Below are 22,431 nucleotides of genomic sequence, written 5' to 3'. Positions count from 1 at the left end.
CCCACCGTCTTGTGCGGCGCTGGCGGCCGCGCTCCGGGGGGCGGCGTCCCCGGCCCGGCGCCGCGCCCGCCGCCCCCGCCCCCCACGGCCGTGGCCGGCCGTCGGCGCGCCGGCCGGCCACCGAACGCGGCTCCACACAGTCGGCGTGCCAGGCCACGACGGGCCCACTGACGGCCAGGCACCCCGAGGGCGTCGCACCGTCACTGCCCCTGCAGCGCCGCCAGCACCTCCGCGTCCGACAGCTGCTCGAAGTCCTCGTACCACTGCCCCACCGCGCTGAACCCGGCCGGCCGGTGCGGGCAGAGGATCGTGTCGGCCTCGCCGGCGAGGTGCTCGAGGGAGTCCGGCGCGCCGACGGGGACGGCCAGGACCAGGTGCGCGGGCCGGCGGCGCCGGACGTGGCGCAGCGCCGCGCGGGCGGTGGCGCCGGTGGCCAGACCGTCGTCGACCACGATCACTGTGCGGCCCGCCGGGTCCGGTGCCGGCCGGTCGCCGCGGTAGCGCTTCTCGCGGCGGCACAGTTCCTTCCGTTCGCGCTCGACCGCCCCGGCCATGGATTCCTCGGTCAGGCCGAGCCGGTCCAGGGTGCCGGTGTCGAAGAGCGGCGGATCGTCGGCCGCGAGCGCGCCGACGGCGAACTCCTGGTGGTGCGGGGCACCGATCTTGCGGACGACGAGCACGTCGAGCGGGGCGCCGAGGGCGCGGGCGACGGGCTCGGCGACGGCGATGCCGCCGCGCGGCAGGGCCAGGACGAGCGGGTCGACGAGGTCGCCCCGGTCGCGCAGGTCGCTCAGCAGCCCGGCGAGTTCCCGTCCGGCTTCGGCACGGTCCCGGAAGCGCATGGCCGTCCTCCTCCGCGGTGCCTCTCCTTCCATGGTGCTACGGCGCGGACCCACCCGGAGAATCGAACACCAGAGCTATACACTGAGTGCATAGTCAGCGCATGCCTCTTTCGACCGACACGACCCCGACGCCGAAGCACGCGATCAGTAAGATGCGCCGAACCGCCCGGAGGTTGCGCCCGGCCGCGCTCGCCCCGGCCGCCCTCGGCCTGGCACTGACGCTGTCCGGCTGCGCCCAGGTCGACACGACCGCGCCGAGCGGCGCGCGGGCCACGGTGGCGCAAGGGGCGCCGGCGAGGTTCGGGGCCGTCGACTGCCGCGAGGCCAAGTGCATCGCGCTCACCTTCGACGCGGGGCCCAGCGAGAACTCGGCGCGGCTGCTCGACATCCTCAAGGCGAAGCGGGTTCCGGCCACCTTCTTCCTGCTGGGCAAGAACCACATCGAGAAGTACCCGCAGCTGGTCAAGCGGATGGCGGCCGAGGGGCACGAGGTCGCGAGCCACACCTGGGACCACAAGATCCTCACGCGGATACCGGACGCGCAGATACGGGAGGAACTGCAGCGGCCCGACGACGCGATCGAGCGGCTCACCGGGCGCAGGCCCACGCTGATGCGGCCGCCGCAGGGCCGCACCGACACCGATGTGCACCGGATCTGCAAGGAGCTGGGCCTGGCGGAGGTGCTGTGGAGCGTGACCGCCAAGGACTACGCGACCAACGACTCCGAGCTCATCACCAAGCGGGTCCTCGACCAGGCGTCCCGGGACGGGATCATCCTGCTGCACGACCTCTACCCGGGGACCGTGCCGGCCGTGCCGGGCATCATCGACGCGCTGAAGGCGCGCGGCTACGTCTTCGTGACGGTTCCCCAGCTGCTGGCGCCCGGCAGGGCGGAACCGGGCAAGGTCTACCGGCCGTGACCGCTCGGCCGATCGGATGAGGCGGGGGTGAACGCACAGGCGACCGGCGTCCATTGCCTACGATCGTGCCGTGCCGATCTTCTCCTTCGCCCGTACGGCCCCGCTCCCCCTCGACGAGGCGTGGCGCCGGCTCACCGAGTGGCCCCGCCACGCCGACGCGGTCCCGCTGACCCGGGTCAGGGTGCTCACTCCCGGGCCCACGGGCGTGGGCACCCGCTTCGTGGCCCGTTCGGGCGTCGGCCCGCTGGCCTTCGACGACGTCATGGAGGTGACGGTCTGGCGCCCGCCCGTCGCCGGCGAGGGCGGGCTCTGCCGCCTGGAGAAGCGCGGGCGGGTGGTGCTGGGCTGGGCGGAGATCGAGGTCCTTCCGGGGCCGGGCGGCCGCAGCCGGGTGGAGTGGCGGGAGGAGCTGAGCGTGCGCTTCCTGCCCCGGCTCTTCGACGGCGTGCTGGGGACCACGGCCCGCGTGATGTTCGGACGAGCGGCGAACCGGCTGCTCAGGCGGGCGTGAGCCAGGGCCCCCGCGGACGGCGGCGAAAACGGCCCGTCGGCCGGTCGGGTTTCCGCACCGCCGGGCGCATGCCCGGCGGTCAGGCCACCGACCCGATCCGCGTCGCCGGCCGCGGCACCGTGTCGTGGTGGATCGGGGTGTGCGCGCCCGTGAGCGCGACCCCGCTGCCGCCGCGCCGGTTCGCCACGATCTCCGCGCCGATGGACAGCGCCGTCTCCTCCGGCGTACGGGCGCCGAGGTCCAGGCCGATCGGGGAGCGCAGCCGGGCCAGTTCCAGCTCGGTGACGCCGACCTCGCGCAGCCGCTCGTTGCGGTCGAGGTGGGTGCGGCGGGAGCCCATCGCGCCGACGTAGGCGACGGGCAGCCGCAGGGCCAGCTTCAGCAGGGGGACGTCGAACTTGGCGTCGTGGGTGAGGACGCACAGGACGGTACGGCCGTCGACCTCGGTGCGCTCCAGGTACGTGTGCGGCCACTCGACGACGATCTCGTCGGCGTCGGGGAAGCGGGTGCGCGTGGCGAACACCGGGCGGGCATCGCACACCGTGACGTGGTAGCCGAGGAACTTGCCGACGCGCACCAGGGCGGAGGCGAAGTCGATCGCACCGAAGACGATCATCCGGGGTGCCGGCACGGAGGACTCGACCAGCACCGTGAGCGGGGCGCCGCAGCGCGAGCCCTGCTCGCCCGTCTCCAGGGTGCCGGTGCGGCCCGCGTCCAGGAAGGCACCGGCCTCGGCGGCCACGGCGCGGTCCAGTTCGGGGCGGGCGCCGAAACCGCCGTCGTAGGAACCGTCGGGGCGGACGAGGAGGGCCCGGCCCCTCAGCTCGGCCGGTCCCTCCACGATCCGCGCCACCGCCGCCGCCTCCCCACGGACGGCGGCGGCCAGCGCGGCCGCGACCACCGGCCGGGCGGGACCGTCCGCCCGGACCGGCGTGACGAGGATGTCGATGATGCCGCCACAGGTCAGGCCGACGGCGAAGGCGTCCTCGTCGCTGTAGCCGAAGCGCTCCAGGACGCTCTCGCCGTCCTCCAGCGCCTGCCGGCACAGCTCGTACACGGCGCCCTCCACGCACCCGCCGGAGACCGAACCGATGGCCGTGCCCTCACTGTCGACGGCGAGCGCGGCGCCCGGCTGCCGGGGCGCGCTCCCGCCGACGGCCACCACGGTGGCGACGGCGAAGTCACGTCCCTGCTCGACCCACCGGTTCAGCTCGTCGGCGATGTCCAGCATGTTCGGCCTCCTGATCAGGTCATGGATGCGTGGCGGGCCCGGGCGTCAGTGGACGCCCAGCAGGGCCCGGAGCGGATGCAGGGAGAAGTAGACGAGGAAGAGCGCCGTCAGACCCCACATGAAGCCGCCGATCTCCCGCCACTTGCCCTGCGCGAGCTTGATGACGGCGTAGGAGATGACGCCGGCGGCGACACCGGGGGTGATGGAGTAAGTGAACGGCATGATCACGACGGTGAGGAAGACCGGGATCGCGACGGAGCGGTCGGCCCAGTCGACATGACGGGCGTTCATCATCATCATGGCGCCGATGGTCACGAGGGCGGCCGAGGCCACCTCGCGCGGCACGATCGCCGTGATCGGGGTGAAGAACAGGCACAGGGCGAAGAACCCGCCGGTGACCACCGAGGCCAGCCCGGTACGGGCGCCCTCGCCGACGCCGGTCGCGGACTCGACGAACACGGACTGGCCGGAGCCGCCCACCACGCCGCCGACGACGCCGCCGGCACCGTCGATGAACAGCGCCTTGGACAGGCCCGGCATACGCCCCTGGGCGTCGGCGAGGTTGGCCTCGGCGCCGATGCCGATGATGGTGGCCATCGCGTCGAAGAAGCCGGCGAGGACCAGGGTGAAGACGATGAAGGTGACCGTCATGTAGCCGACGTCGCCGAGGCCGCCGAAGGACACCTTGCCGATGAGCGAGAAGTCCGGCATCGACACGGCGCCGCCGTGCAGTGCGGGGCCTTCGCCGTTGGCCCAGGCCTTGTCGTCGGTGAGGCCGAGCGCGTTGACGACGACCGCGAGAACGGTGCCGGTGACGATGCCGATGAGGATGGCGCCCGGAACCTTCCGGGACTGCAGCGCGAAGATGAGGAGCAGCGTGACGGCGAAGAGCAGGACGGGCCAGCCGACGAGCTCACCGCCGTCGCCCAGCGTGACCGGGGTCGCCGTGCCGGCGTGCACGAAACCGGCCTTGACCAGGCCGATGAACGCGATGAACAGACCGATGCCGATCGTGATGCCGTGCTTGAGCGGCAGCGGGATCGCATTCATGATCATCTCACGCAGTCCCGTGACCACCAGCAGCATGATCACGACGCCGTAGGCGACGCACATGCCGAGTCCCTGGGCCCACGTCAGGTCCTTGGTCCCCATGACCAGACCGGCCAGCACACCGGAGACGGACAGTCCGGCGGCCATGGCGAGCGGCACCTTGCCGGCCCAGCCCATGAGGAGAGTGGTGACCGCCGCGCCCAGCGCGGTGGCCGTGACGAGGGCCTTCTGGCTCAGCGAGTCGCCGGACCTGTCCGCGCCACTGAGGATCACCGGGTTGAGCAGAAGGATGTACGCCATCGCCATGAAGGTGGTGACGCCACCGCGGACCTCGGTCCCGATGGAGGATCCTCTTTCGGATATGTGGAAGTACCGGTCGAGCCACGACCTGCCGGCCGGCGGACGCGAACCCGCGCCCGCGTCTTCGGCGGTGGTCGTGGGCTCCACTGACTGCTGGGTCATGGTGCCATCTCCCAAGGTTCAAAGGGGCACCCGTGCAACCGCCCTGTCGGGCACGGGATTTGGGAATGGACGACCCGGGGGACGGCCCAGGACGAACAAGGGTGGTTCTTCAAGGACCGCGAGCGGTGCGGAACTCAAAGGTGGTTCCTCCGGGCGGCGCGGCGGAGTGTGTGACGTTCCCTGCGCCGCCCGGAGAGCTTTTCGCTGTTACGCGGTGCCCGTCAGGTGCTCGGGCCGCACCGGAGTGCGGTTGAGCTCCAGCCCGGTCGCGTTCCGGATCGCCGCGAGGACGGCCGGGGTGGACGACAGGGTCGGGGCCTCACCGATGCCGCGCAGCCCGTACGGGGCGTGGTCGTCGGCGAGTTCGAGCACGTCGACCGGGATGGTCGGCGTGTCGAGGATCGTGGGGATCAGGTAGTCCGTGAAGGAGGGGTTCCTGACCTTCGCGGTCTTCGGGTCGACGATGATCTCCTCCATCACCGCCACGCCCAGGCCCTGGGTCGTGCCGCCCTGGATCTGGCCGACGACGGAGAGCGGGTTGAGCGCCTTGCCGACGTCCTGGGCGCAGGCCAGTTCGATGACCTTGACCAGGCCGAGTTCGGTGTCGACCTCGACGACCGCGCGGTGCGCGGCGAAGGAGTACTGGACGTGTCCGTTGCCCTGGCCGGTGCGCAGGTCGAAGGCCTCGGTCGGCCGGTGCCGCCACTCCTCCTCGACCTCCACGGCCTCGTCCTCCAGGACGTCGACCAGGTCGCCGAGGACCTCGCCGCCGTCGGTGACGACCTTGCCGCCCTCCAGCAGGAGTTCGGCGGTCGCCCAGGCCGGGTGATAGGAGCCGAACTTGCGGCGCCCGATCTCCAGGACCTTCTCGCGGACCAGCTCGCAGGCGTTCTTCACGGCGCCGCCGGTGACGTACGTCTGCCGGGAGGCCGAGGTGGAGCCGGCGGAGCCGACCTGGGTGTCGGCCGGGTGGATGGTCACCTGGGTGACGCCGAGTTCGGTGCGGGCGATCTGCGCGTGGACGGTGACACCGCCCTGGCCGACCTCCGCCATCGCGGTGTGCACGGTCGCGACGGGCTCGCCGCCGATGACCTCCATGCGCACCTTGGCGGTGGAGTAGTCGTCGAAGCCCTCGGAGAAGCCGACGTTCTTGATGCCGACCGCGTAGCCGACCCCGCGTACGACGCCTTCGCCGTGCGTGGTGTTGGACAGGCCGCCGGGCAGCTGCCGTACGTCGGCGCCCTCGCTGGACTCCCACTGGCGCTCGGGCGGCAGCGGCATCGCCTTGACGCGGCGCAGCAGTTCGGCGACCGGGGCCGGGGAGTCGACCGGCTGCCCGGTCGGCATGATGGTGCCCTGCTCCATCGCGTTCAGCTGCCGGAACTCCACCGGGTCCATGCCGAGCTTCTTCGCCAGCTTGTCCATCTGCGCCTCGTAGGCGAAGCACGCCTGGACCGCGCCGAAGCCGCGCATGGCGCCGCAGGGCGGGTTGTTGGTGTAGAGGGCGATGGCCTCGATGTCCACGTCGTCGACGACGTACGGGCCGACACTCAGCGAGGAGGCGTTGCCGACGACCGCCGGGGAGGCGGAGGCGTAGGCGCCGCCGTCCAGGACGATCCGGCACTTCAGGTGCGTGAGCTTGCCGTCCTTGGTGGCGCCGTGCTCGTAGTACAGCTTGGCCGGATGGCGGTGGACGTGCCCGAAGAAGGATTCGAACCGGTTGTAGACGATCTTCACCGGCTTGCCGGTGCGCAGGGCGAGCAGGCAGGCGTGGATCTGCATCGACAGGTCCTCGCGGCCGCCGAACGCGCCGCCGACGCCGGCCAGCGTCATGCGCACCTTGTCCTCGGGCAGGCCGAGGACGGGCGCGATCTGGCGCAGGTCGGAGTGGAGCCACTGGGTGGCGATGTAGAGGTGGACGCCGCCGTCCTCCTCCGGCACGGCGAGGCCGGACTCGGGGCCCAGGAAGGCCTGGTCCTGCATGCCGAAGGTGTACTCGCCCCGGACGATGACGTCCGCGCGCTTGGCGGCCTCGTCCGCGTTGCCGCGGACGATCGGCTGGCGGTGCACGATGTTGGGGTGCGGGACGTGCCCCGAGTGGTGGTCGTCGCGGTTCTCGTGGACGAGGATCGCGTCGGGGGCGGTCGCGGAGGCCTCGTCGGTGATGACGGGCAGCTCCTTGTACTCCACCTTGATCTTCGCGGCGGCACGGCGGGCCGTCTCCGGGTGGTCGGCGGCGACGATCGCGACCGGTTCGCCGTGGTGACGTACCTTGCCGTGCGCGAGGACCGGGGTGTCCTGGATCTCCAGGCCGTAGTTCTTCACCTCGGTGGGCAGGTCGTCGTACGTCAGGACCGCGTAGACACCCGCCGTGGCGAGGGCCTCGGAGGTGTCGATCGAGACGATCTCGGCGTGCGCCACGGTGGAGCGAAGGATCTGGCCCCACAGCATGTCCTCGTGCCACATGTCGGACGAGTACGCGAACTCGCCGGTGACCTTGAGGGTGCCGTCCGGGCGGAGCGTGGACTCGCCGATGCCGCCCTTGGTCTGGGAGCCCTGTGTGATCTTCGTCGGTGCGCCGTTCGCCGGCATGGTCAGACCCCCTCGGACTGACGGGCGGCCGCCAGGCGGACCGCGTCCATGATCTTCTCGTAGCCCGTGCAGCGGCACAGGTTGCCCGACAGCGCCTCGCGGATGTCGGCGTCGGTCGGGTTCGGGTTGTTCTCCAGCATCTCGTCGGCGGCGACGAGCAGACCCGGCGTGCAGAAGCCGCACTGGACGGCGCCCGCGTCGATGAACGCCTGCTGGATCGGGGAGAGTTCGGTGCCCTCGCCGGTCTGGGAGTCGGTGCCCTTGGCGGCCCACTGCTTGGCCTCGTCGAGCGAGGTGCCGTGGGACCCGCAGGCGCCGCTCGCGCAGCCGCCCTCGGCGCGCTGCTTCGCGTAGTCCGCGAGGCCCTCGACGGTCACGACGTCGCGGCCCTCGACCTGCCCGGCCGCGACCAGGCACGAACACACCGGCACGCCGTCCAGGCGCACGGTGCAGGAGCCGCACTCGCCCTGCTCGCAGGCGTTCTTCGAGCCCGGCAGGCCGAGGCGCTCGCGCAGGACGTACAGCAGGGACTCGCCCTCCCAGACGTCGTCGGCCTCCTGCGGGCGTCCGTTGACGGTGAAGTTGACGCGCATTACGCAGCTCCCTCAGATGCGCGGCGGGCACCGCGGTACGACTCCCAGGTCCAGGTGAGCGTCCGGCGGGCCATCACGCCGACCGCGTGGCGGCGGTAGCTCGCGGTGCCCCGGACGTCGTCGATCGGGTTGCAGGCGGCCGAGCACAGGTCCGCGAACTGCTTGGCGGCCGACGGGGTGATGATCTTTCCGTTGTCCCAGAAGCCGCCCTCTTCGAGTGCCGCGTTCAGGAACTCCTCGGCGGCCTTGGCCCGGACGGGCGTGGGCGCGGCCGAGCCGATACCGGTCCGGACCGTACGGGTCTCGGGGTGCAGGGCGAGGCCGAAGGCGCACACGGCGATGACCATGGCGTTGCGGGTGCCGACCTTCGAGTACTGCTGCGGGCCGTCCGCCTTCTTGATGTGCACGGCGCGGATCAGCTCGTCGGGCTGGAGCGCGTTGCGCTTGACGCCCGTGTAGAACTCGTCGATCGGGATCAGCCGGGTGCCGCGGGCCGCCGACTCCGCCTCGACCTCCGCGCCCGCCGCGAGCAGGGCGGGGTGGGCGTCACCGGCGGGCGAGGCCGTGCCGAGGTTGCCGCCGACGCCGCCGCGGTTGCGGATCTGCGGGGAGGCGACCGTGTGCGAGGCGAGCGCGAGGCCCGGCAGCTCGGCACGGAGATCCTGCATGATCCTGGTGTACGGGACGGAGGCACCCAGCCGTACGCTCTCCTCGCCGACCTCCCACTCGTAGAGGTCGCCGATGCGGTTGAGGTCCAGCAGGTACTCGGGCCGGCGGTGGTCGAAGTTGATCTCGACCATCACATCGGTGCCGCCCGCAATCGGTACAGCGGTGGGGTGCTCGGCCTTCGCGGCGAGCGCCTCCCCCCAGCTGGCGGGGCGAAGGAAGTCCATGACCGGCTCTCTTCTTCGTCTCGTGGGTCGTCCAGATTGAGCCAATCCGTGTGCGGCGGGCCCGGCTCGTTCATGTGCTGTTAACGCTCAGTGGACTCAGTACACCGCCCCGTGCTCCAGAGGTGTCAGTCACCGAAACCATGAAGGAGTTGGCTGGCCACGACGGGCATCTTGTAGATTCGTATGAACGGAGGCCGTCGGTAACCTCTCTGTTTCCCCGGAGAAACGCAGGAAACGGCACCGAGACCCCGGAGAACGCCCCTGGGCGTCCGGTTCCGGGTGACTCCCCCGTCACCCTCCAAGATCCATCGTAGGTTTCGAGACATAGAACGGCGGCGACGAGATGCGGCTGCGCGCACTTCTGGACACCGATGCGCTGGGCCTGCGGCTGCTCGGCGGCGAGGAGGAACTGGACCGGTCGGTGCGCGGGGTCATGACCACCGACCTGCGCGACCCGAGCCGCTATCTCTCCGGAGGCGAGCTGGTGCTGACCGGCCTCGCCTGGCGCCGGGACGCCGGCGACTCCGAGCCGTTCGTCCGGCTCCTGGTGCAGGCCGGGGTGGCGGCGCTGGCGGCCGGTGAGGCGGAGCTGGGCGATGTGCCCGACGACCTGGTCCTCGCCTGCGCCAAGCACCGGCTGCCGCTGTTCGCGGTGCACGAGTCGGTGGCGTTCGCGACGATCACCGAGCACGTCGTGCGGCAGGTCTCCGGCGAGCGTGCCGGGGACCTGGCGGCCGTGGTGGACCGGCACCGGCGGATGATGACCTCGGGTCCGGCGGGCGGGGGCCCGGACGTCGTCCTGGACCTGCTCGGCTCCGACCTGGACCTGCGCGCCTGGGTGCTCTCCCCCACCGGCCGGCCGATCGCCGGCTCCAAGGTAGCCGGTCCGGCGCTGCCGGCGGAGACCTGCGCGAAGCTGGCCGCCGAGCACCTGGCCGCCACCCGCACGGGCCGGCGCGGCCCGCACCGGGTGCTGCTGGGCGGTGCCACGTACTCGCTGTTCCCGGTGCGCTCCTCCGGCCGCTCCCCGCAGGCTGCCCGCGACGTCCGCGAGACGGTGCTGTCGGACTGGCTGCTGGCCGTCGAGGCGGACGCCGGCGACTGGCCCGAGGAGCGGCTGGACCTGCTCCAGGGCGTCACCCAGCTGATCGCGGTCGAGCGGGACCGCCGGGACGCGGCCCGTACGGTCAGGCGCCGGCTCGCCCAGGAGGTGCTGGAGCTGGTCCAGACGGGCGCCGCCCCGGCCGAGATCGCGGCCCGCCTCAGGGTGGCCGCCCCGGTGCTGCTGCCGGGGCTCGGCGCCGCCCCGCACTGGCAGGTCGTGGTGGCCCGTGTCGAATGGGAGGGCGGCGACGTCGACGGTGGCCCGGTCGCCCAGTCGCTCCTGGAGGAGGTGCTGGTCGACCCGCTGGCGACGGGCCCCGAGCCGTCCGACCGGATCGCCGTGGCGCACACGGACGACGAGGCGATCGCCCTGGTCCCGCTGCCCGCGGTCGTCGCCGAGCACGACGGCTCGGAGACGGGACTGCTGGCCGATTCCCTGCTGCAGTCGGTGCGGGAGACCCTCTCGGCGGGCCTCGACGACGACGGACGGCTCACCCTCGGCGTCAGCGCGGCCGTGCACTCCGCGGAGGGCCTGCGCGGCGCCCTGGAGGAGGCCCGGCACGCCCGGCGGGTCGCCGCGGCCCGGCCCGGCCGGGTCTGCGCGGCCGGCCACCAGGAACTGGCCAGCCACGTCCTGCTGCTCCCGTTCGTCCCGGACGACGTCCGCCGCGCGTTCACCGCGCGTCTGCTGGACCCGCTGAAGGACTACGACCGCCGCCACCGGGCCGAGCTGATCCCGACGCTGGAGGCGTTCCTGGAGTGCGACGGCTCCTGGACCCGCTGCGCCACCCGGCTCCACCTGCACGTCAACACGCTGCGCTACCGGGTCGGCCGGATCGAGCAGTTGACGGGACGGGACCTCTCGCGCCTGGAGGACAAGCTGGACTTCTTCCTGGCCCTGCGCATGAGCTGAGGCCGGCGGGGGCGCATGGCGGCCAAACCCGGTCACGCCCGCGCCCCACGACTTTGTGAAATCTTTCACCCACCCTCTTGGCCCGGCCCTGCGATTGGTGCTGGAATGCCGCCACCACTCGACAGCTCGACGGCGCGCTAGGGGAGGGCAACGTGGCGTATACCGCCATGTCTGGTAACGGAACGACCGCTGGTGACGATCCACTCCAGACCGCGGTATGGCGGCTGCGCTCGCGGGCCTGCTGGGCGGACGCGGCGGCCCTGCTGCCGCCGGACACGCCCCGGACGGCCCTGCAGCGGGCCGCGCTGCTGGCCGAGCGGTGTCTGTACACCGAACGGGGCTGGGAGGACGCGGAGGACGCCCTGCGGACGGCGGAGGCGCTCGCGCACACCGACGAGGAGCGTGGGGCCGCCGCCTGCGAACGGGGCCAACTCGCCTACAGCGCAACGCTGCACGGCGTCCGGGACCGCGCGGACGAGGCGCGGGCCGCGCTGGGCCGGGCGGCGGCGCTGATCCCTCCGGGGGCGCCGGGCCGGGCCCTGCTGGACTTCCGCCGGGGTCTGATCGCCGAGAACCTGACCCGCTCGCCGCAGGCGGCGCGCGCCGCGTACCGCCGGGCACACACGGGGGCCGCGGCGCAGGCCGACCCGCTGCTGCTGTCCTTCACCTGGCGCCACCTCGCCGGACTCGCCCTGCGCGACGGTGAGCTGACCGAGGCCCGGCACGGCTTCGCAGAGTCGCTGCGCATCCGCGAGGAGCTGGGCTACCTGGTGGGTACGGCGCCGGCGCTCGCGTCGCTGGCGGAGGCGGAAGAAGAACCGGAGGCGTCGCGCCTTCGGGAGGAGGCGCGCCGGCTGTTCCGGCTCCTGGGCGGCGTACCGACGTGGCTCGCCCGCCAGTTGGCTCCGCCGGCTCCGGGGGCGGCTACGGCGTAGGGACGGGGTCCACAGCACCGTTCACGGGTGCGGGTCCGTCGTGGCCGCTCACGCAGGCCACCGCGCCCCCGCGGGAACGTCGGCCGCAGCTACGCTCAGCCCGCGCCCGCGAAATGCTCCTGCACCAACCGGCGCACCACGTCGAGCTCCCCGCCGGTCAACGCGTCCAGCAGCGCCGTGTGTTCCGCCGCGTCCGCCAGCAGATACGCCCGCGCGCGCCGGACCGGCGGCCACTGGGAGCGGCGGTGGAGGTCGGCCGCGACGGCCACCAGCTGCTCGTTCCCCGACAGGGCGAGCAGGGCCCGGTGGAAGGCCCGGTCGGACTCCGCGTACGTCGCCGGGCAGCCGGAGGCCGCCGCACGCGCCGTCTCCTCCGCCAGCGGACGCAGTTCCGCCCACCGCTCGCCCGGCACCGTCCGGGCGAGCCGCAGCATCACCGGCACCTCGATGAGCGCGCGCACCTCGGCCAGCTCGGCCAGCTCCCGCGCCCCGCGCTCGACCACCCGGAACCCACGGTTGGGCACGACCTCGACGGCGCCCTCCAGGGCGAGCTGCTGCATGGCCTCCCGCACGGGCGTGGCGGAGACTCCGAACCGTTCGCCGAGCACGGGCGCCGAGTGGACCTCGCCGGGCTTGAGCTCCCCCGTCACCAGCGCCGTGCGCAGCGCGTCCAGGATCTGCCCGCGTACCGAGGAGCGCTGCACCACCGGCCTGGGCGCGGGAATCGGCCGCTCGCTGTGCGTGTGCTCACCCCGCGCGGAGGGCTCGGCGGCGTCCCGCTCACGGGGGCCGTCGAGGGCGTCCGCGGCACGCTGCTGCGCGGGCACCCCGGCGTCACCGGGCGGCGGCGTCCGGCGCTGCGGAGTCCCCGCCCGGGCAAAGCCCTGCGTGCTCTGCTTCACGGGTCCTCCTGGCGGGCTTGTCGGCACTTGGGTCATTAACGAGGGTTGTCACTTGTCCGTCAAGCACCTTAGGCGTCCGGAGCGGCAGCTCAAACTCACCCGCAAACGGGCATGACCGACCTTATCCGGGCATACCATCCCACCTTCGGCCTGCGCCGGTACGCGTGGCCCGCGTGTCCGCCGATCACCGTGCCGTGGTTCCGGCTGCGCCGGGTGCCGCGGCCGCCCGTGACGCACGTCCCGTACGACCGCACCCCCGGCCGCACGGCTGTACGCCGGCCCACCCGAGCCGCCGCACCCCGGCGGTCCACTAAGATCGCCGGCGGCGGACCGCCCCACCCGGAGACGGGCTCCCGCACAGGGGATTCACAACTTCCTCAAGTGCCACGGGAACTTTCCGAGGAACCACCCGTACGGGTAGTCTTATTCGAACTCAACTCCCGCCCCTCAAGCGGCAGTTCGAGCAGAACGCCGTCCTGGGCATTCCCTTGCACTTCCTTGGCGGCCTCTTGCCCCGAAACCCCCTGAGGGCCCTCGGGAGTGGGCCACTATGGCGGGCGTTACGCCCTATCCCAATGCAAGGGACCCCTGATGAGACTGACCGACATATCGCTGAACTGGCTGCTTCCGGGCGCCGTACTGCTCCTGGGCATGCTGGCGGCGGTGGCGGTGCTCGCGCGCGGCAAGCGCTCCTCCGGGGAGAACGCGAGCGCGGACGACTCGTGGGAGCGCAGCGAGGAGCGCCGCAGACGCAAGGAAGCCATCTACGGCACGGCCTCCTACGTGCTTCTGTTCTGCTGTGCGGCGGTGGCGGCCGCCCTGTCCTTCCACGGCCTCGTCGGCTTCGGTGAACAGAACCTGGGGCTGACCGGCGGCTGGCAGTACCTGGTGCCGTTCGGCCTGGACGGCGCGGCGATGTTCTGCTCCGTCCTCGCAGTGCGCGAGGCCAGCCACGGGGACGCGGCCCTCGGTTCGCGGATCCTCGTGTGGATGTTCGCCGCGGCGGCGGCCTGGTTCAACTGGGTGCACGCGCCCCGGGGCATTGGTCACGCGGGCGCCCCGCAGTTCTTCTCCGGTATGTCGCTGTCGGCGGCCGTACTGTTCGACCGTGCGCTGAAGCAGACCCGCCGGGCCGCGCTGCGCGAGCAGGGCCTGGTGCCGCGTCCGCTGCCGCAGATCCGCGTCGTGCGCTGGATGCGGGCCCCCCGCGAGACCTACAAGGCGTGGTCGCTCATGCTCCTGGAGGGTGTGCGCAGCCTGGACGAGGCGGTCGAGGAGGTCCGCGACGACAAGCGGCAGAAGGAGGAGACGCGGCAGCGGCGGCGCGACCAGCAGCGCCTGGACCGCGCCCAGCTGAAGGCGATCAGCAGGGGCCACCGCGGCTTCGTCAGCCGCGGCGGACGGCAGGTCGAGGTCGAGGTGCAGGCGGTGGAGCGTGGTCCCGCCCCGGCGACCGCGGAGCCTGCCATATCGACCGCGGAACAGCTGCCCGTCCGCGCCCGGCCCTCCCTGCAGCCGGTCCGCAGCGGGTCCGCTGAGCCGGTGACCGTCGACCTCACGGCGGAGGACGACACCATGGCCCTGCCCCGCCTGGACTCCCTGGAGCGCAAGCTCAAGGACCTGGAGCAGCAGTTCGGCTGAGCCGTCGGTTCACGACCGGCCGGGGGCGCGACCACACGGGTCACGCCCCCGGCCCGTTCTCCGGCCCTGCGAGCCGCCGTTCCCGCGGAGCGTCACGCCGCCTCCGCGTCCAGTTCGAACCACACCGACTTGCCCACCCCGTGCGGCCGCACGCCCCAGGCGTCCGCGAGGGACTGCACCAGCACCAGACCCCGCCCATGGGTGTCCTCGTCCGAGCCCGGGCCTCTCAGCTCCGGTCTGCGGGCCACGAAGTCCCGCACCTCCACGCGCAGTCCGCCCGGCTCCACGACGGCCGTGAGGACCGCGTCGTCATCGGTGTGGACGAGCGCGTTGGTGACCAGTTCGCTGGTGAGCAGCTCGGCGATCTCCGAGCGGCCCGGTTTGCCCCAGTGCCGCAGCAGTTCGCGCAACTCCCGGCGGGCCTCGGGCACCGCCCTGAGATCCGCCCGCCCCAGCCTCCGCCGGAGCCGGTGCGCGTGTGCCGCGATGGTGCCGGCCGCTTCCCCCGTCGTCGCCGAGGAGCTCCCGCCGACCGCGGGCGTGCCCCCTCGTGCCTGACTCTTCATGACCCCCGCCCGCACGCCGCTGGACCCTGCCCCTCCTGGTCGAACACGTTCACGGAGGATGCTTGCCCAGCACGCACACGGCCAGTCATGACGCGTGCCCGATGGCCGGCGGTTCGGCCACGGCCGCAGGGCGCCCGGGCCGGCCGCCGGGCCGTGCCGCGGCGGGCTCTCCCGCTCCCCGCAGGGCGCAGGCCGCCACGGACGCCCCGGAACGGCAAGGCAGATGCGCACGGCACCGGCCGTCGGCACACCGTCACACGCCGTGAAACTGGCCGAAATCCGCTCCCCGGCCGGCGTCTCAGGGGCGCGGCACGTTGCGCAGGTTGGAGCGGGCCATCTGGAGCATGCGGCCGACGCCGCCGTCCAGCACGATCTTCGAGGCGGACAGGGCGAACCCGGTGACCATCTCGGCGCTGATCCTCGGCGGGATGGACAGGGCGTTGGGATCGGTGACGACGTCCACGAGCGCCGGCCCCTTGTGCCTGAGAGCGTCCTTGAGCGCGCCCGCCAGCTGCTTGGGCCGCTCCACCCGGATCCCGTACACGCCGCAGGCGCGGGCCACGGCGGCGAAGTCGGGGTTGGTGTTGGCGGTGCCGTAGGCGGGCAGCCCGGAGACCATCATCTCCAGCTCGACCATGCCGAGGGAGGAGTTGTCGAACAGCACGATCTTGACGGGGAGGTCGTACTGAGCGAGCGTCAGGAAGTCCCCCATCAGCATGGCGAATCCGCCGTCGCCGGACATGGAGACCACCTGCCGGCGCCGGTCGGTGAACTGGGCGCCGATCGCCATGGGCAGCGCGTTCGCCATCGAGCCGTGCGTGAAGGAGCCGATGATCCTGCGGCGGCCGTTCGGCGAGATGTACCGCGCGGCCCACACGTTGCACATGCCGGTGTCGACCGTGAACACCGCGTCGTCGTCGGCGACTTCGTCGAGGACGGCGGCCACGTACTCGGGGTGGATCGGGACGTGCTTGTCCACCTTGCGCGTGTAGGCACTGACCACGCCCTCCAGCGCGTCGGCGTGCTTCTTCAGCATCCGGTCCAGGAAGCGCCGGTCGGTCTTCTCCTTCACCCGCGGGACGAGGCAGCGCAGCGTCTCACGCACGTCGCCCCACACGGCGAGGTCGAGCCGTGAACGGCGGCCGAGTACCTCGGGCCGCACGTCGATCTGGGCGATCCGTACGTCGTCGGGCAGGAAGGCGTTGTACGGGAAATCAGTGCCGAGCAGAATCAGCAGGTCGCACTCGTGGGTGGCCGCGTAGGCGGCGCCGTAGCCGAGCAGTCCACTCATCCCCACGTCGAACTCGTTGTCGTACTGGATGAACTCCTTGCCCCGCAGCGCGTGCCCGACGGGGGACTTGATCTTCTGCGCGAACTCCATCACCTCCGCGTGCGCGCCCGCCGTGCCGCTGCCGCAGAACAGGGTGACCTTCCCCGCCGCGTCGATCATCTCCACCAGCGCGTCGATCTCGGCGTCGCCGGGCCGGACCGTCGGCCGGGAGGTGACGAGGGCGCTCTGCGCGGCCTTCTCCGGGGCCGGTTCCGCGGCGATGTCACCGGGCAGCGCGACCACGCTGACTCCGCTCTGCCCGACCGCGTGCTGGATGGCGGTCTGCAGCAGCCGGGGCATCTGCTGCGGACTGGAGATCAGCTCGCTGTAGTGGCTGCACTCCTGGAACAGCCGGTCGGGATGCGTCTCCTGGAAGTAGCCGAGGCCGATCTCGCTCGACGGGATGTGCGACGCGAGTGCGAGCACGGGGGCCATCGAGCGGTGCGCGTCGTACAGGCCGTTGATCAGATGCAGGTTGCCCGGCCCGCAGGAGCCGGCGCAGGCGGCCAGCTTCCCGGTGATCTGCGCCTCGGCGCCGGCCGCGAAGGCGGCGGTCTCCTCGTGGCGCACGTGGATCCAGTCGATGGCGGCGTTGCGGCGGACGGCGTCCACCACCGGGTTGAGGCTGTCCCCGACCACGCCGTAGAGGCGGCGTACACCGGCGCGGACGAGGATGTCGACGAACTGTTCGGCTACGTTCTGTTTGGCCATGCACCCATGGATGCACAGGCGAAGCGATCACGCCTCCCACACGCCCGCCGCCGTGCGGTCGTCGGCGTAGCCCTTCACCCGCACCTGGGCGTCGGCGAGGAACGCGGCGAGCCCGGGCGGGGTGCGGCCGGACCAGCGCCGGGCCAGGTAGGCGCAGAGGGCCGCCTCGCCGCGCAGCGGATCGGACAGGCCCGCGGTGCACATCACCAGCGCATCACCCGGGCGGGCTATCGAGGCCCGGAAGCGGAACGGCTCGCGGGGCGGCTCGGGCGCGGGCTCGTACGGGCTCGGCGGGGTCGGGATGCCGAAATCCATGGTGAGCCGGTCCCCCTCGGCGGTCTGCGCGGGTGGCGAGCCGAAGCCGACGACGGGTGCGCCGACGGTGTCCTCGGGCGGGACGCGGGGCTCGATGTCCTGCCACTCGCCGTCCCGCAGCCGGAACAGGCCGCCGTCGCCGACGCCGAAGAACACGCGGGTACGGCAGTCGGGGTCGGCGGGCAGCAGCAGACAGCGCAGGCTCGCCGTGTACTCCTCGGGATCCAGGCCCCGTTCGGCGGCGCTCGCGCGCAGCCTGCCGAGGCTGCGGTCGGTGAGCCGGTGCAGCCCCGACTTCAGGTCGCGGCGCCGGGCAGCCCGGATGTCCTCCACGAGCCGGTGCCGGCTGCGGCCGACGGCCCGCCCGATCCACCGGCACGCCTCGGCCGCCGCCAGATGCGCGTCCGGCCTGCCCCGCACCCCGGTCGCCATCGCGACGAGCACCAGCGCGTGCTCCCCCGATCCGAACCGGGCGGTGAGGAGCGAGTCCCGGCGCGGCTCGCCCCGGTACCGCGCCGAGTCCCCGCGCAGCGAAACGGCCCGCAGGGTGCACGCCCCGTACCGGGCCCCGTCCAGCACCGTGTCCGCGACCAGCTCGCCCAGTCCGTCCGGCTCGGCGGCCGGCAGTGCGGTGGGCTCGGGGTCGTAGGTGGGCGGGCCGGAACCGACGTAGTCGACGGCGGAGGGCGGTGCGGGTGCGGTGGCGAGCAGGGGCTCGGGCGAGACCGGGACGGCCTCTTGAGACACGGGTGCGGCGGCAGCTGAGGGCTGTGGCGGATCGGCGGGGATCGCGGGCGGCGGAAGGTCCTGCGGACGTGGAGGCGCGACGGGCGCCGGGGGGTCCGTCGGCTCGGACCAGACCGAGGGCGTATCCGGTGCCGAGGGAGTTTCCCCGGCCGAGGGCGCCTCCCGGGCCGGTGGGGTTCGTGGGGCCGGAGGGGCGACGGGAGGCCGTGGGTCCTGCGGGGTGGGGAGCGGGGCGGGTGCCGGGCGGTCGGGCGCCGCTGCCTTCGGTGGGAGGGAGGCCGCGGGTGGTTGTCGGCCGGGCGGCTGCGGTAGTGTCGGGGCCGGATCCGGGCAACTCGTGGCCGCCGGGGACGCCGGCGCAGCCTCCCAGGGAATCCCCTGCCGGGGCGGCGTGGCGGGAGCGGCCGGGGTGACCGGCGGCGGGGCCGTCGGGTCCTGGGCCGCGCGCTGCTTGGGCACCGCCGCCTCCGGGGGTTCCGGGGGTTCCGGGGGTTGAGTTCCGCCCGCGCCGTCGTCGTCCGCGTGCGCGTCGTCGTCGCGGCTCCACCTGCCCGGCGCGGGATCGGGCAGCGGCGCCGGGTCCGGCGTCGACACCGGATCGAGCGGCCCCCTCGCCCCATCCGGCCGTGCCCCGTCGACCGGTGCCGCCGACCGGTCCGTCACCGTGTGCTTCGCGGAGGCGAAGCGGTCGTCCAGGGAATCGGGCGCGGTCGTGGGTCCCGTGTCCTCGGTGGAGTCGTCGTACAGCTGTCCCCACCAGTCGTCCTCAGGACGGGCGGGCCTTCCCCCCTGCTGGCTCATGCCCCTGATTGTCCACCGTATGGGCCGTGTGAAAACGGGGCATCGGGAAAATCCGGCGTACCCCGGCCACGCCGAACGGCTGCCGAGTGAACGAGGGAACAGCTGTACGAGGAACGGTGGGTGGCGGTGGTCATGGCCGCCGGGCGGCCCCACCCCCCACGGGAGGACCGCCCGGCGGCGTCCGAGGTGGCCCGGTCCCGGATCCCCTTCGCGTGGCTCGCACACGTCCGGGGCCGGACCACGGTCCAGGGCGACCGGGCCGTACAGGCCACCGGTCGGATGGCCGGATTATGGCTTGGTTTCCTGGGTCGCGGCTATGCATCGAGAGCACGGTCACACGCCCTTTGGGTGCTGCCACCTTGGCAGACCCACCTCCGGTACGGCGATGATGTCCCGCGGCGGGTTTGCGCCGTGGCCGGTTTCCGCCAGGTCGAGCCCGTCGTGGCGGGGCGGTGGTGGCGTGTTCCGGGCCTGGTTCCAGGTCTGTGCCGAGGGAGGGCGGAAGGCCGATGCTGGCGGCGATAGGGCTGGACGAGACGCACGAGGCGGCGTACCGGGCGCTGGTGTCGGCGGGCGCGGCGGACGTGACCGATCTGGCGCGGCGCCTGACGCTGTCCGAGCCGGATGCCGAGCGGGCGCTGCGGCGGCTGGAGCGGCACGGTCTCGCCGCCCAGTCCCCGGTCCGGCCGGGCCGCTGGGTGGCGGCGCCGCCCGGGGTGGCGCTGGGCGCGCTGCTCACCCAGCAGCGGCACGAACTGGAGCAGGCGGAGCTGGCGGCCGCGCTGCTCGCCGAGGAGTACCGGGCGTCGGCCGCCGAACCGGCGGTGCACGACCTGGTGGAGGTGGTGACCGGTGCGTCGGCGGTCGCCCAGCGCTTTCTGCAGCTGCAGCTGGGGGCGGCCGAGGAGGTGTGCGCGCTGGTGACCGGCAATCCGGTGGTCGTGTCCGGCCTGGAGAACGAGGCCGAGGCACAGGCGGCCGGGCGGGGAGTGCGCTATCGGGTGGTGGTGGAACGCGCGGTGCTGGAACTCCCGCACGGGTTGACCGAGTTGTCGGCCGCGCTCGCCCGTGACGAGGACGTGCGGACGACGGACCGGGTACCGACGAAGCTGGTGATCGCCGACCGTTCGCTCGCGATGGTGCCGCTGACCTCGCGCACGGCGGAGCCGTCCGCACTGGTGGTGCACGCCAGCGGGCTGCTGGAGCTGCTGGCCGGGCTGTTCGAGTCGGTGTGGCGGGAGGCGCTGCCGCTGCGCCTGGGGGTGTCGGGCGCGGTCGAGGAGCAGCCCGACGGTCCCGACGCGACCGACCTGGAGGTGCTGTCGCTGTTGCTGGCCGGCCTGACCGACGCGAGCGTGGCCAAACAGCTCGACCTGGGTCTGAGAACTGTTCAGCGCCGGGTGCGGCGGCTGATGGAGCTGGCCGGGGCGACGACCCGGTTGCAGCTCGGCTGGCACGCCTACGAGCGAGGCTGGGCCACCCGGTCCTAGCCCCCTGGCCGCCGTCAGCGCCCACCACATCACAGCACCGCCGCCGGGACTGAGCGGCGGGCGCGGGGCTGGTCCGGCCGAGTGCGGGTGCTCCGGCCGCGGGGGCTGGTCCGGCGGTGCGGGGCTGGCCCGGCGGTGCGGGGCTGGCCCGGCGGTGTGGCTGATCCGGCCGGCGGGGCCGAACCGGCCGGGCGGCTGATCCGGCGGCGCGGGGGGCTGGTCCGGCCGAGTGCGGGTGCTCCGGCCGCGGGGGCTGGTCCGGCGCTGCGGGGCTGGCCCGGCGGTGCGCGGCTGGCCCGGCGATACGAGGCTGACCCGGCCGGGCGGACTGATCCGGCCAGGCGGGGCTGATCCGGCCAGGCGAGACCATCCCGGCCGGGCGGGACCCAACCGGCCGGCCTTCAGCCCACCCTGCTCAGGGCCGGCCGCACGGTGTCGGCCACCACTGCCATCCCGGCGTCGTTGAAGTGCAGGTGGTCGCCGGGGTCGTAGGCGGGCAGGAGGCGGGTCGGGTCGGTCGGGTCGCGGAGTGCGGCGTCGGCGTCGGCGACCGCGTCGAAGGTGCCGCCGGTGCGGATGAAGGCATTCACCCGCTGCCGTACCGCCTCGCGGGCTTGCGTGTAGGCGGAGAAGCCGCGGAAGGGGGTGAGGGTGACACCGACGACGCGGACGCCCCGGGCGTGGGCGCGGGCGACGAGGGCGCGGTAGGCGTCGGCGTAGGCGGTGACGTCGTCGGCCGTCGGGGTGCCCTTGATGTCGTTGATGCCCTCCAGGACGACCAGGACGCGTGCCCCGGTCCGGTCCAGTGCGTCGGCGTCCAGGCGGGCGAGGGCGCTCGGCCCGGTGCCGTCGCGGAGCAGGCGGTTGCCGGAGATACCGGCGTTGAGGACGCCCAGCCCGGCCGCGCGCACCCGTTCGGCGAGCCGGTCGGGCCAGCGGCGGTTGGTGTCGGGGGTGGAGCCGTTCCCGTCGGTCAGGGAGTCGCCGAACGCGACGATGCTGCCCGTGGCGGTGCCGAGCACGTCGACGCCGGTGACGTAGTACCAGCGGCTGACGGTGGTGGAGTAGACGGCGCCGTCCTCGTCGGCGGCCCGGCCGGCGCCTGCCGGGGCGAGGTAGCTGGTCTGCAGCGCTGTCTGGTGGGAGGTGGCGGGACCGTCGGCCTCGGGTGTGTACACCGTCACGAGGAGGTCGGCGGCGGCCGGGACGGGCAGTGACACCGGGTCCGTGACCGTGTCCTGGCCGGGCGGGACGGTGACGGTCGGGGCGCCGCCGAAGGTGGCGGTGCGCAGCGTGCCGGGTACGGCGTCCGGGCCCGCAGCCCGGCGCAGCGCGACGGTGACCGTGCCGAGGTGCAGAGGTGAGGTGCCGAAACGATTGCTGAGCCGGATCCGCACGGCCGTGCCGCCGACGCTGAGGTGGACGACGTTGCGGATGGCGGCGCCGGGCAGTGCGGTGGCGGTTCCCGACGGTGCGGTCTCCCAGCTGCCGGTCCACGGCGGCGGCTGAGCGGCGGCCGGTGTCGTAGCGCCCGGCAGCGCCGCCGGCACCAGCACCGCGAGGACCCGCAGCACCGCTAGGATCCGTCCGACCCCGGCCATCTCCGCACCCGTCCTTCCCCGTTGCCCGTCGGAGCAGACCGTGCCACAGGGCGGGACCGCGCCGCCGCACCCGCGGCGGCACTCCACCCGCACGGCGCAACCGCACGCGGTAAGCCGGTGGTGCGGGCCTCTGGTCGCGCAGTCAGGGAACCAGGACTGACGAGGGCTCAGTAGGCGGAGTTGACCTTGTCGATGGAACCGTAGCGGTGGGCGGCGTAGTTGGCGGCGGCGGTGATGTTGGCGACCGGGTCGGTGACGCTGCTCGCGGTGCCGGAGACGTG

Annotated in this window: 17 protein-coding genes and 1 pseudogene; 7 read left to right on the top strand and 11 right to left on the bottom strand. The window is 73.2% G+C overall.

Features of this window, described 5'->3' with window-relative positions; genetic code table 11:
- Positions 1 to 200 precede the first annotated feature (200 nt).
- Positions 201 to 842: a phosphoribosyltransferase gene (locus ABZ919_RS40800; RefSeq protein ID WP_361259191.1), complete on the bottom strand. Its 642-nt coding sequence runs from the start codon at positions 840 to 842 to the stop codon at positions 201 to 203.
- A 152-nt stretch (positions 843 to 994) separates the two neighbouring features.
- Between ABZ919_RS40800 and ABZ919_RS40795 the strand changes: the two genes are divergently transcribed.
- Complete coding sequence (locus tag ABZ919_RS40795; protein ID WP_361259193.1) at positions 995 to 1,762, top strand: polysaccharide deacetylase family protein; 768 nt, start codon at positions 995 to 997, stop codon at positions 1,760 to 1,762.
- 70 nt (positions 1,763 to 1,832) lie between these two features.
- Positions 1,833 to 2,273: an SRPBCC family protein gene (locus tag ABZ919_RS40790; RefSeq protein ID WP_361259188.1), complete on the top strand. Its 441-nt coding sequence runs from the start codon at positions 1,833 to 1,835 to the stop codon at positions 2,271 to 2,273.
- Between the two features lie 79 nt (positions 2,274 to 2,352).
- Here the strand turns inward: ABZ919_RS40790 and ABZ919_RS40785 are convergent, their stop codons facing one another.
- From ABZ919_RS40785 to ABZ919_RS40765, 5 genes are all read right to left on the bottom strand, one after another.
- Positions 2,353 to 3,504 (bottom strand): XdhC/CoxI family protein, encoded by a 1,152-nt coding sequence (locus ABZ919_RS40785; RefSeq protein ID WP_361259185.1) that lies wholly within the window; start codon positions 3,502 to 3,504, stop codon positions 2,353 to 2,355.
- Positions 3,505 to 3,549: 45 nt separating this feature from the next.
- A complete protein-coding gene (locus ABZ919_RS40780) occupies positions 3,550 to 5,016 on the bottom strand; it encodes an NCS2 family permease (protein WP_361259182.1) in 1,467 nt (488 codons plus the stop codon).
- Between the two features lie 207 nt (positions 5,017 to 5,223).
- On the bottom strand, positions 5,224 to 7,608 hold the full coding sequence (locus ABZ919_RS40775; protein ID WP_361259179.1) for a molybdopterin cofactor-binding domain-containing protein: 2,385 nt from the start codon (positions 7,606 to 7,608) through the stop codon (positions 5,224 to 5,226).
- Between the two features lie 2 nt (positions 7,609 to 7,610).
- Positions 7,611 to 8,201 carry a (2Fe-2S)-binding protein gene (locus tag ABZ919_RS40770; RefSeq protein WP_361259177.1) on the bottom strand — a complete coding sequence of 197 codons (591 nt, stop codon included), beginning with the start codon at positions 8,199 to 8,201 and terminating at the stop codon, positions 7,611 to 7,613.
- Positions 8,201 to 9,094: an FAD binding domain-containing protein gene (locus ABZ919_RS40765; RefSeq protein ID WP_361259174.1), complete on the bottom strand. Its 894-nt coding sequence runs from the start codon at positions 9,092 to 9,094 to the stop codon at positions 8,201 to 8,203. Before ABZ919_RS40765 ends, ABZ919_RS40770 begins: the two co-directional genes overlap by 1 nt.
- 343 nt (positions 9,095 to 9,437) lie before the next feature.
- On the opposite strand from ABZ919_RS40765, the gene ABZ919_RS40760 reads away from it, so the two are divergent.
- Positions 9,438 to 11,111: a PucR family transcriptional regulator ligand-binding domain-containing protein gene (locus ABZ919_RS40760; RefSeq protein ID WP_361259171.1), complete on the top strand. Its 1,674-nt coding sequence runs from the start codon at positions 9,438 to 9,440 to the stop codon at positions 11,109 to 11,111.
- 167 nt (positions 11,112 to 11,278) lie between these two features.
- Entirely contained in the window at positions 11,279 to 12,046 is a 768-nt protein-coding gene (locus ABZ919_RS40755) for a hypothetical protein (RefSeq protein ID WP_361259168.1), read from the top strand.
- Positions 12,047 to 12,141: 95 nt separating this feature from the next.
- On the opposite strand, the gene ABZ919_RS40750 is transcribed toward ABZ919_RS40755, so the two are convergent.
- The gene (locus ABZ919_RS40750) at positions 12,142 to 12,948 is read right to left on the bottom strand and encodes a GntR family transcriptional regulator (protein ID WP_361259165.1); all 807 of its coding nucleotides are present in this window, start codon (positions 12,946 to 12,948) and stop codon (positions 12,142 to 12,144) included.
- A 141-nt stretch (positions 12,949 to 13,089) separates the two neighbouring features.
- On the opposite strand from ABZ919_RS40750, the pseudogene ABZ919_RS40745 reads away from it, so the two are divergent.
- Both ABZ919_RS40745 and ABZ919_RS40740 read left to right on the top strand, forming a co-directional pair.
- Positions 13,090 to 13,203: pseudogene (locus ABZ919_RS40745) on the top strand (iron-sulfur protein); the annotation flags it as partial.
- Between the two features lie 336 nt (positions 13,204 to 13,539).
- Positions 13,540 to 14,589, top strand: a complete 1,050-nt coding sequence (locus ABZ919_RS40740; RefSeq protein WP_361259162.1) for a DUF2637 domain-containing protein — start codon at positions 13,540 to 13,542, stop codon at positions 14,587 to 14,589.
- A 92-nt stretch (positions 14,590 to 14,681) separates the two neighbouring features.
- Here the strand turns inward: ABZ919_RS40740 and ABZ919_RS40735 are convergent, their stop codons facing one another.
- The 3 genes from ABZ919_RS40735 to ABZ919_RS40725 all read right to left on the bottom strand — a co-directional run bounded on the left by ABZ919_RS40735 (position 14,682) and on the right by ABZ919_RS40725 (position 19,059).
- Positions 14,682 to 15,155, bottom strand: coding sequence for an ATP-binding protein (locus ABZ919_RS40735; RefSeq protein ID WP_361259159.1), 474 nt, complete (start codon positions 15,153 to 15,155; stop codon positions 14,682 to 14,684).
- A 298-nt stretch (positions 15,156 to 15,453) separates the two neighbouring features.
- On the bottom strand, positions 15,454 to 17,196 hold the full coding sequence (locus ABZ919_RS40730) for a pyruvate dehydrogenase (RefSeq protein ID WP_361259156.1): 1,743 nt from the start codon (positions 17,194 to 17,196) through the stop codon (positions 15,454 to 15,456).
- A gap of 27 nt (positions 17,197 to 17,223) precedes the next feature.
- A complete protein-coding gene (locus tag ABZ919_RS40725; protein ID WP_361259153.1) occupies positions 17,224 to 19,059 on the bottom strand; it encodes a protein phosphatase 2C domain-containing protein in 1,836 nt (611 codons plus the stop codon).
- A 509-nt stretch (positions 19,060 to 19,568) separates the two neighbouring features.
- Here ABZ919_RS40725 and ABZ919_RS40720 point away from each other — a divergent pair.
- Positions 19,569 to 20,549 carry a helix-turn-helix domain-containing protein gene (locus ABZ919_RS40720; protein ID WP_361259151.1) on the top strand — a complete coding sequence of 327 codons (981 nt, stop codon included), beginning with the start codon at positions 19,569 to 19,571 and terminating at the stop codon, positions 20,547 to 20,549.
- A gap of 401 nt (positions 20,550 to 20,950) precedes the next feature.
- Here ABZ919_RS40720 and ABZ919_RS40715 read toward each other — a convergent pair whose 3' ends face one another.
- Positions 20,951 to 22,150, bottom strand: coding sequence for an SGNH/GDSL hydrolase family protein (locus ABZ919_RS40715; protein ID WP_361259148.1), 1,200 nt, complete (start codon positions 22,148 to 22,150; stop codon positions 20,951 to 20,953).
- Positions 22,151 to 22,431 lie beyond the last annotated feature (281 nt).

It is taken from the genome of Streptomyces sp. NPDC046759 (assembly GCF_040645475.1).
Taxonomy (GTDB): domain Bacteria; phylum Actinomycetota; class Actinomycetes; order Streptomycetales; family Streptomycetaceae; genus Streptomyces.
The sequence above is the reverse complement of the archived record's forward strand: the minus strand, read 5'-3'. Positions and strand labels throughout refer to the sequence as shown.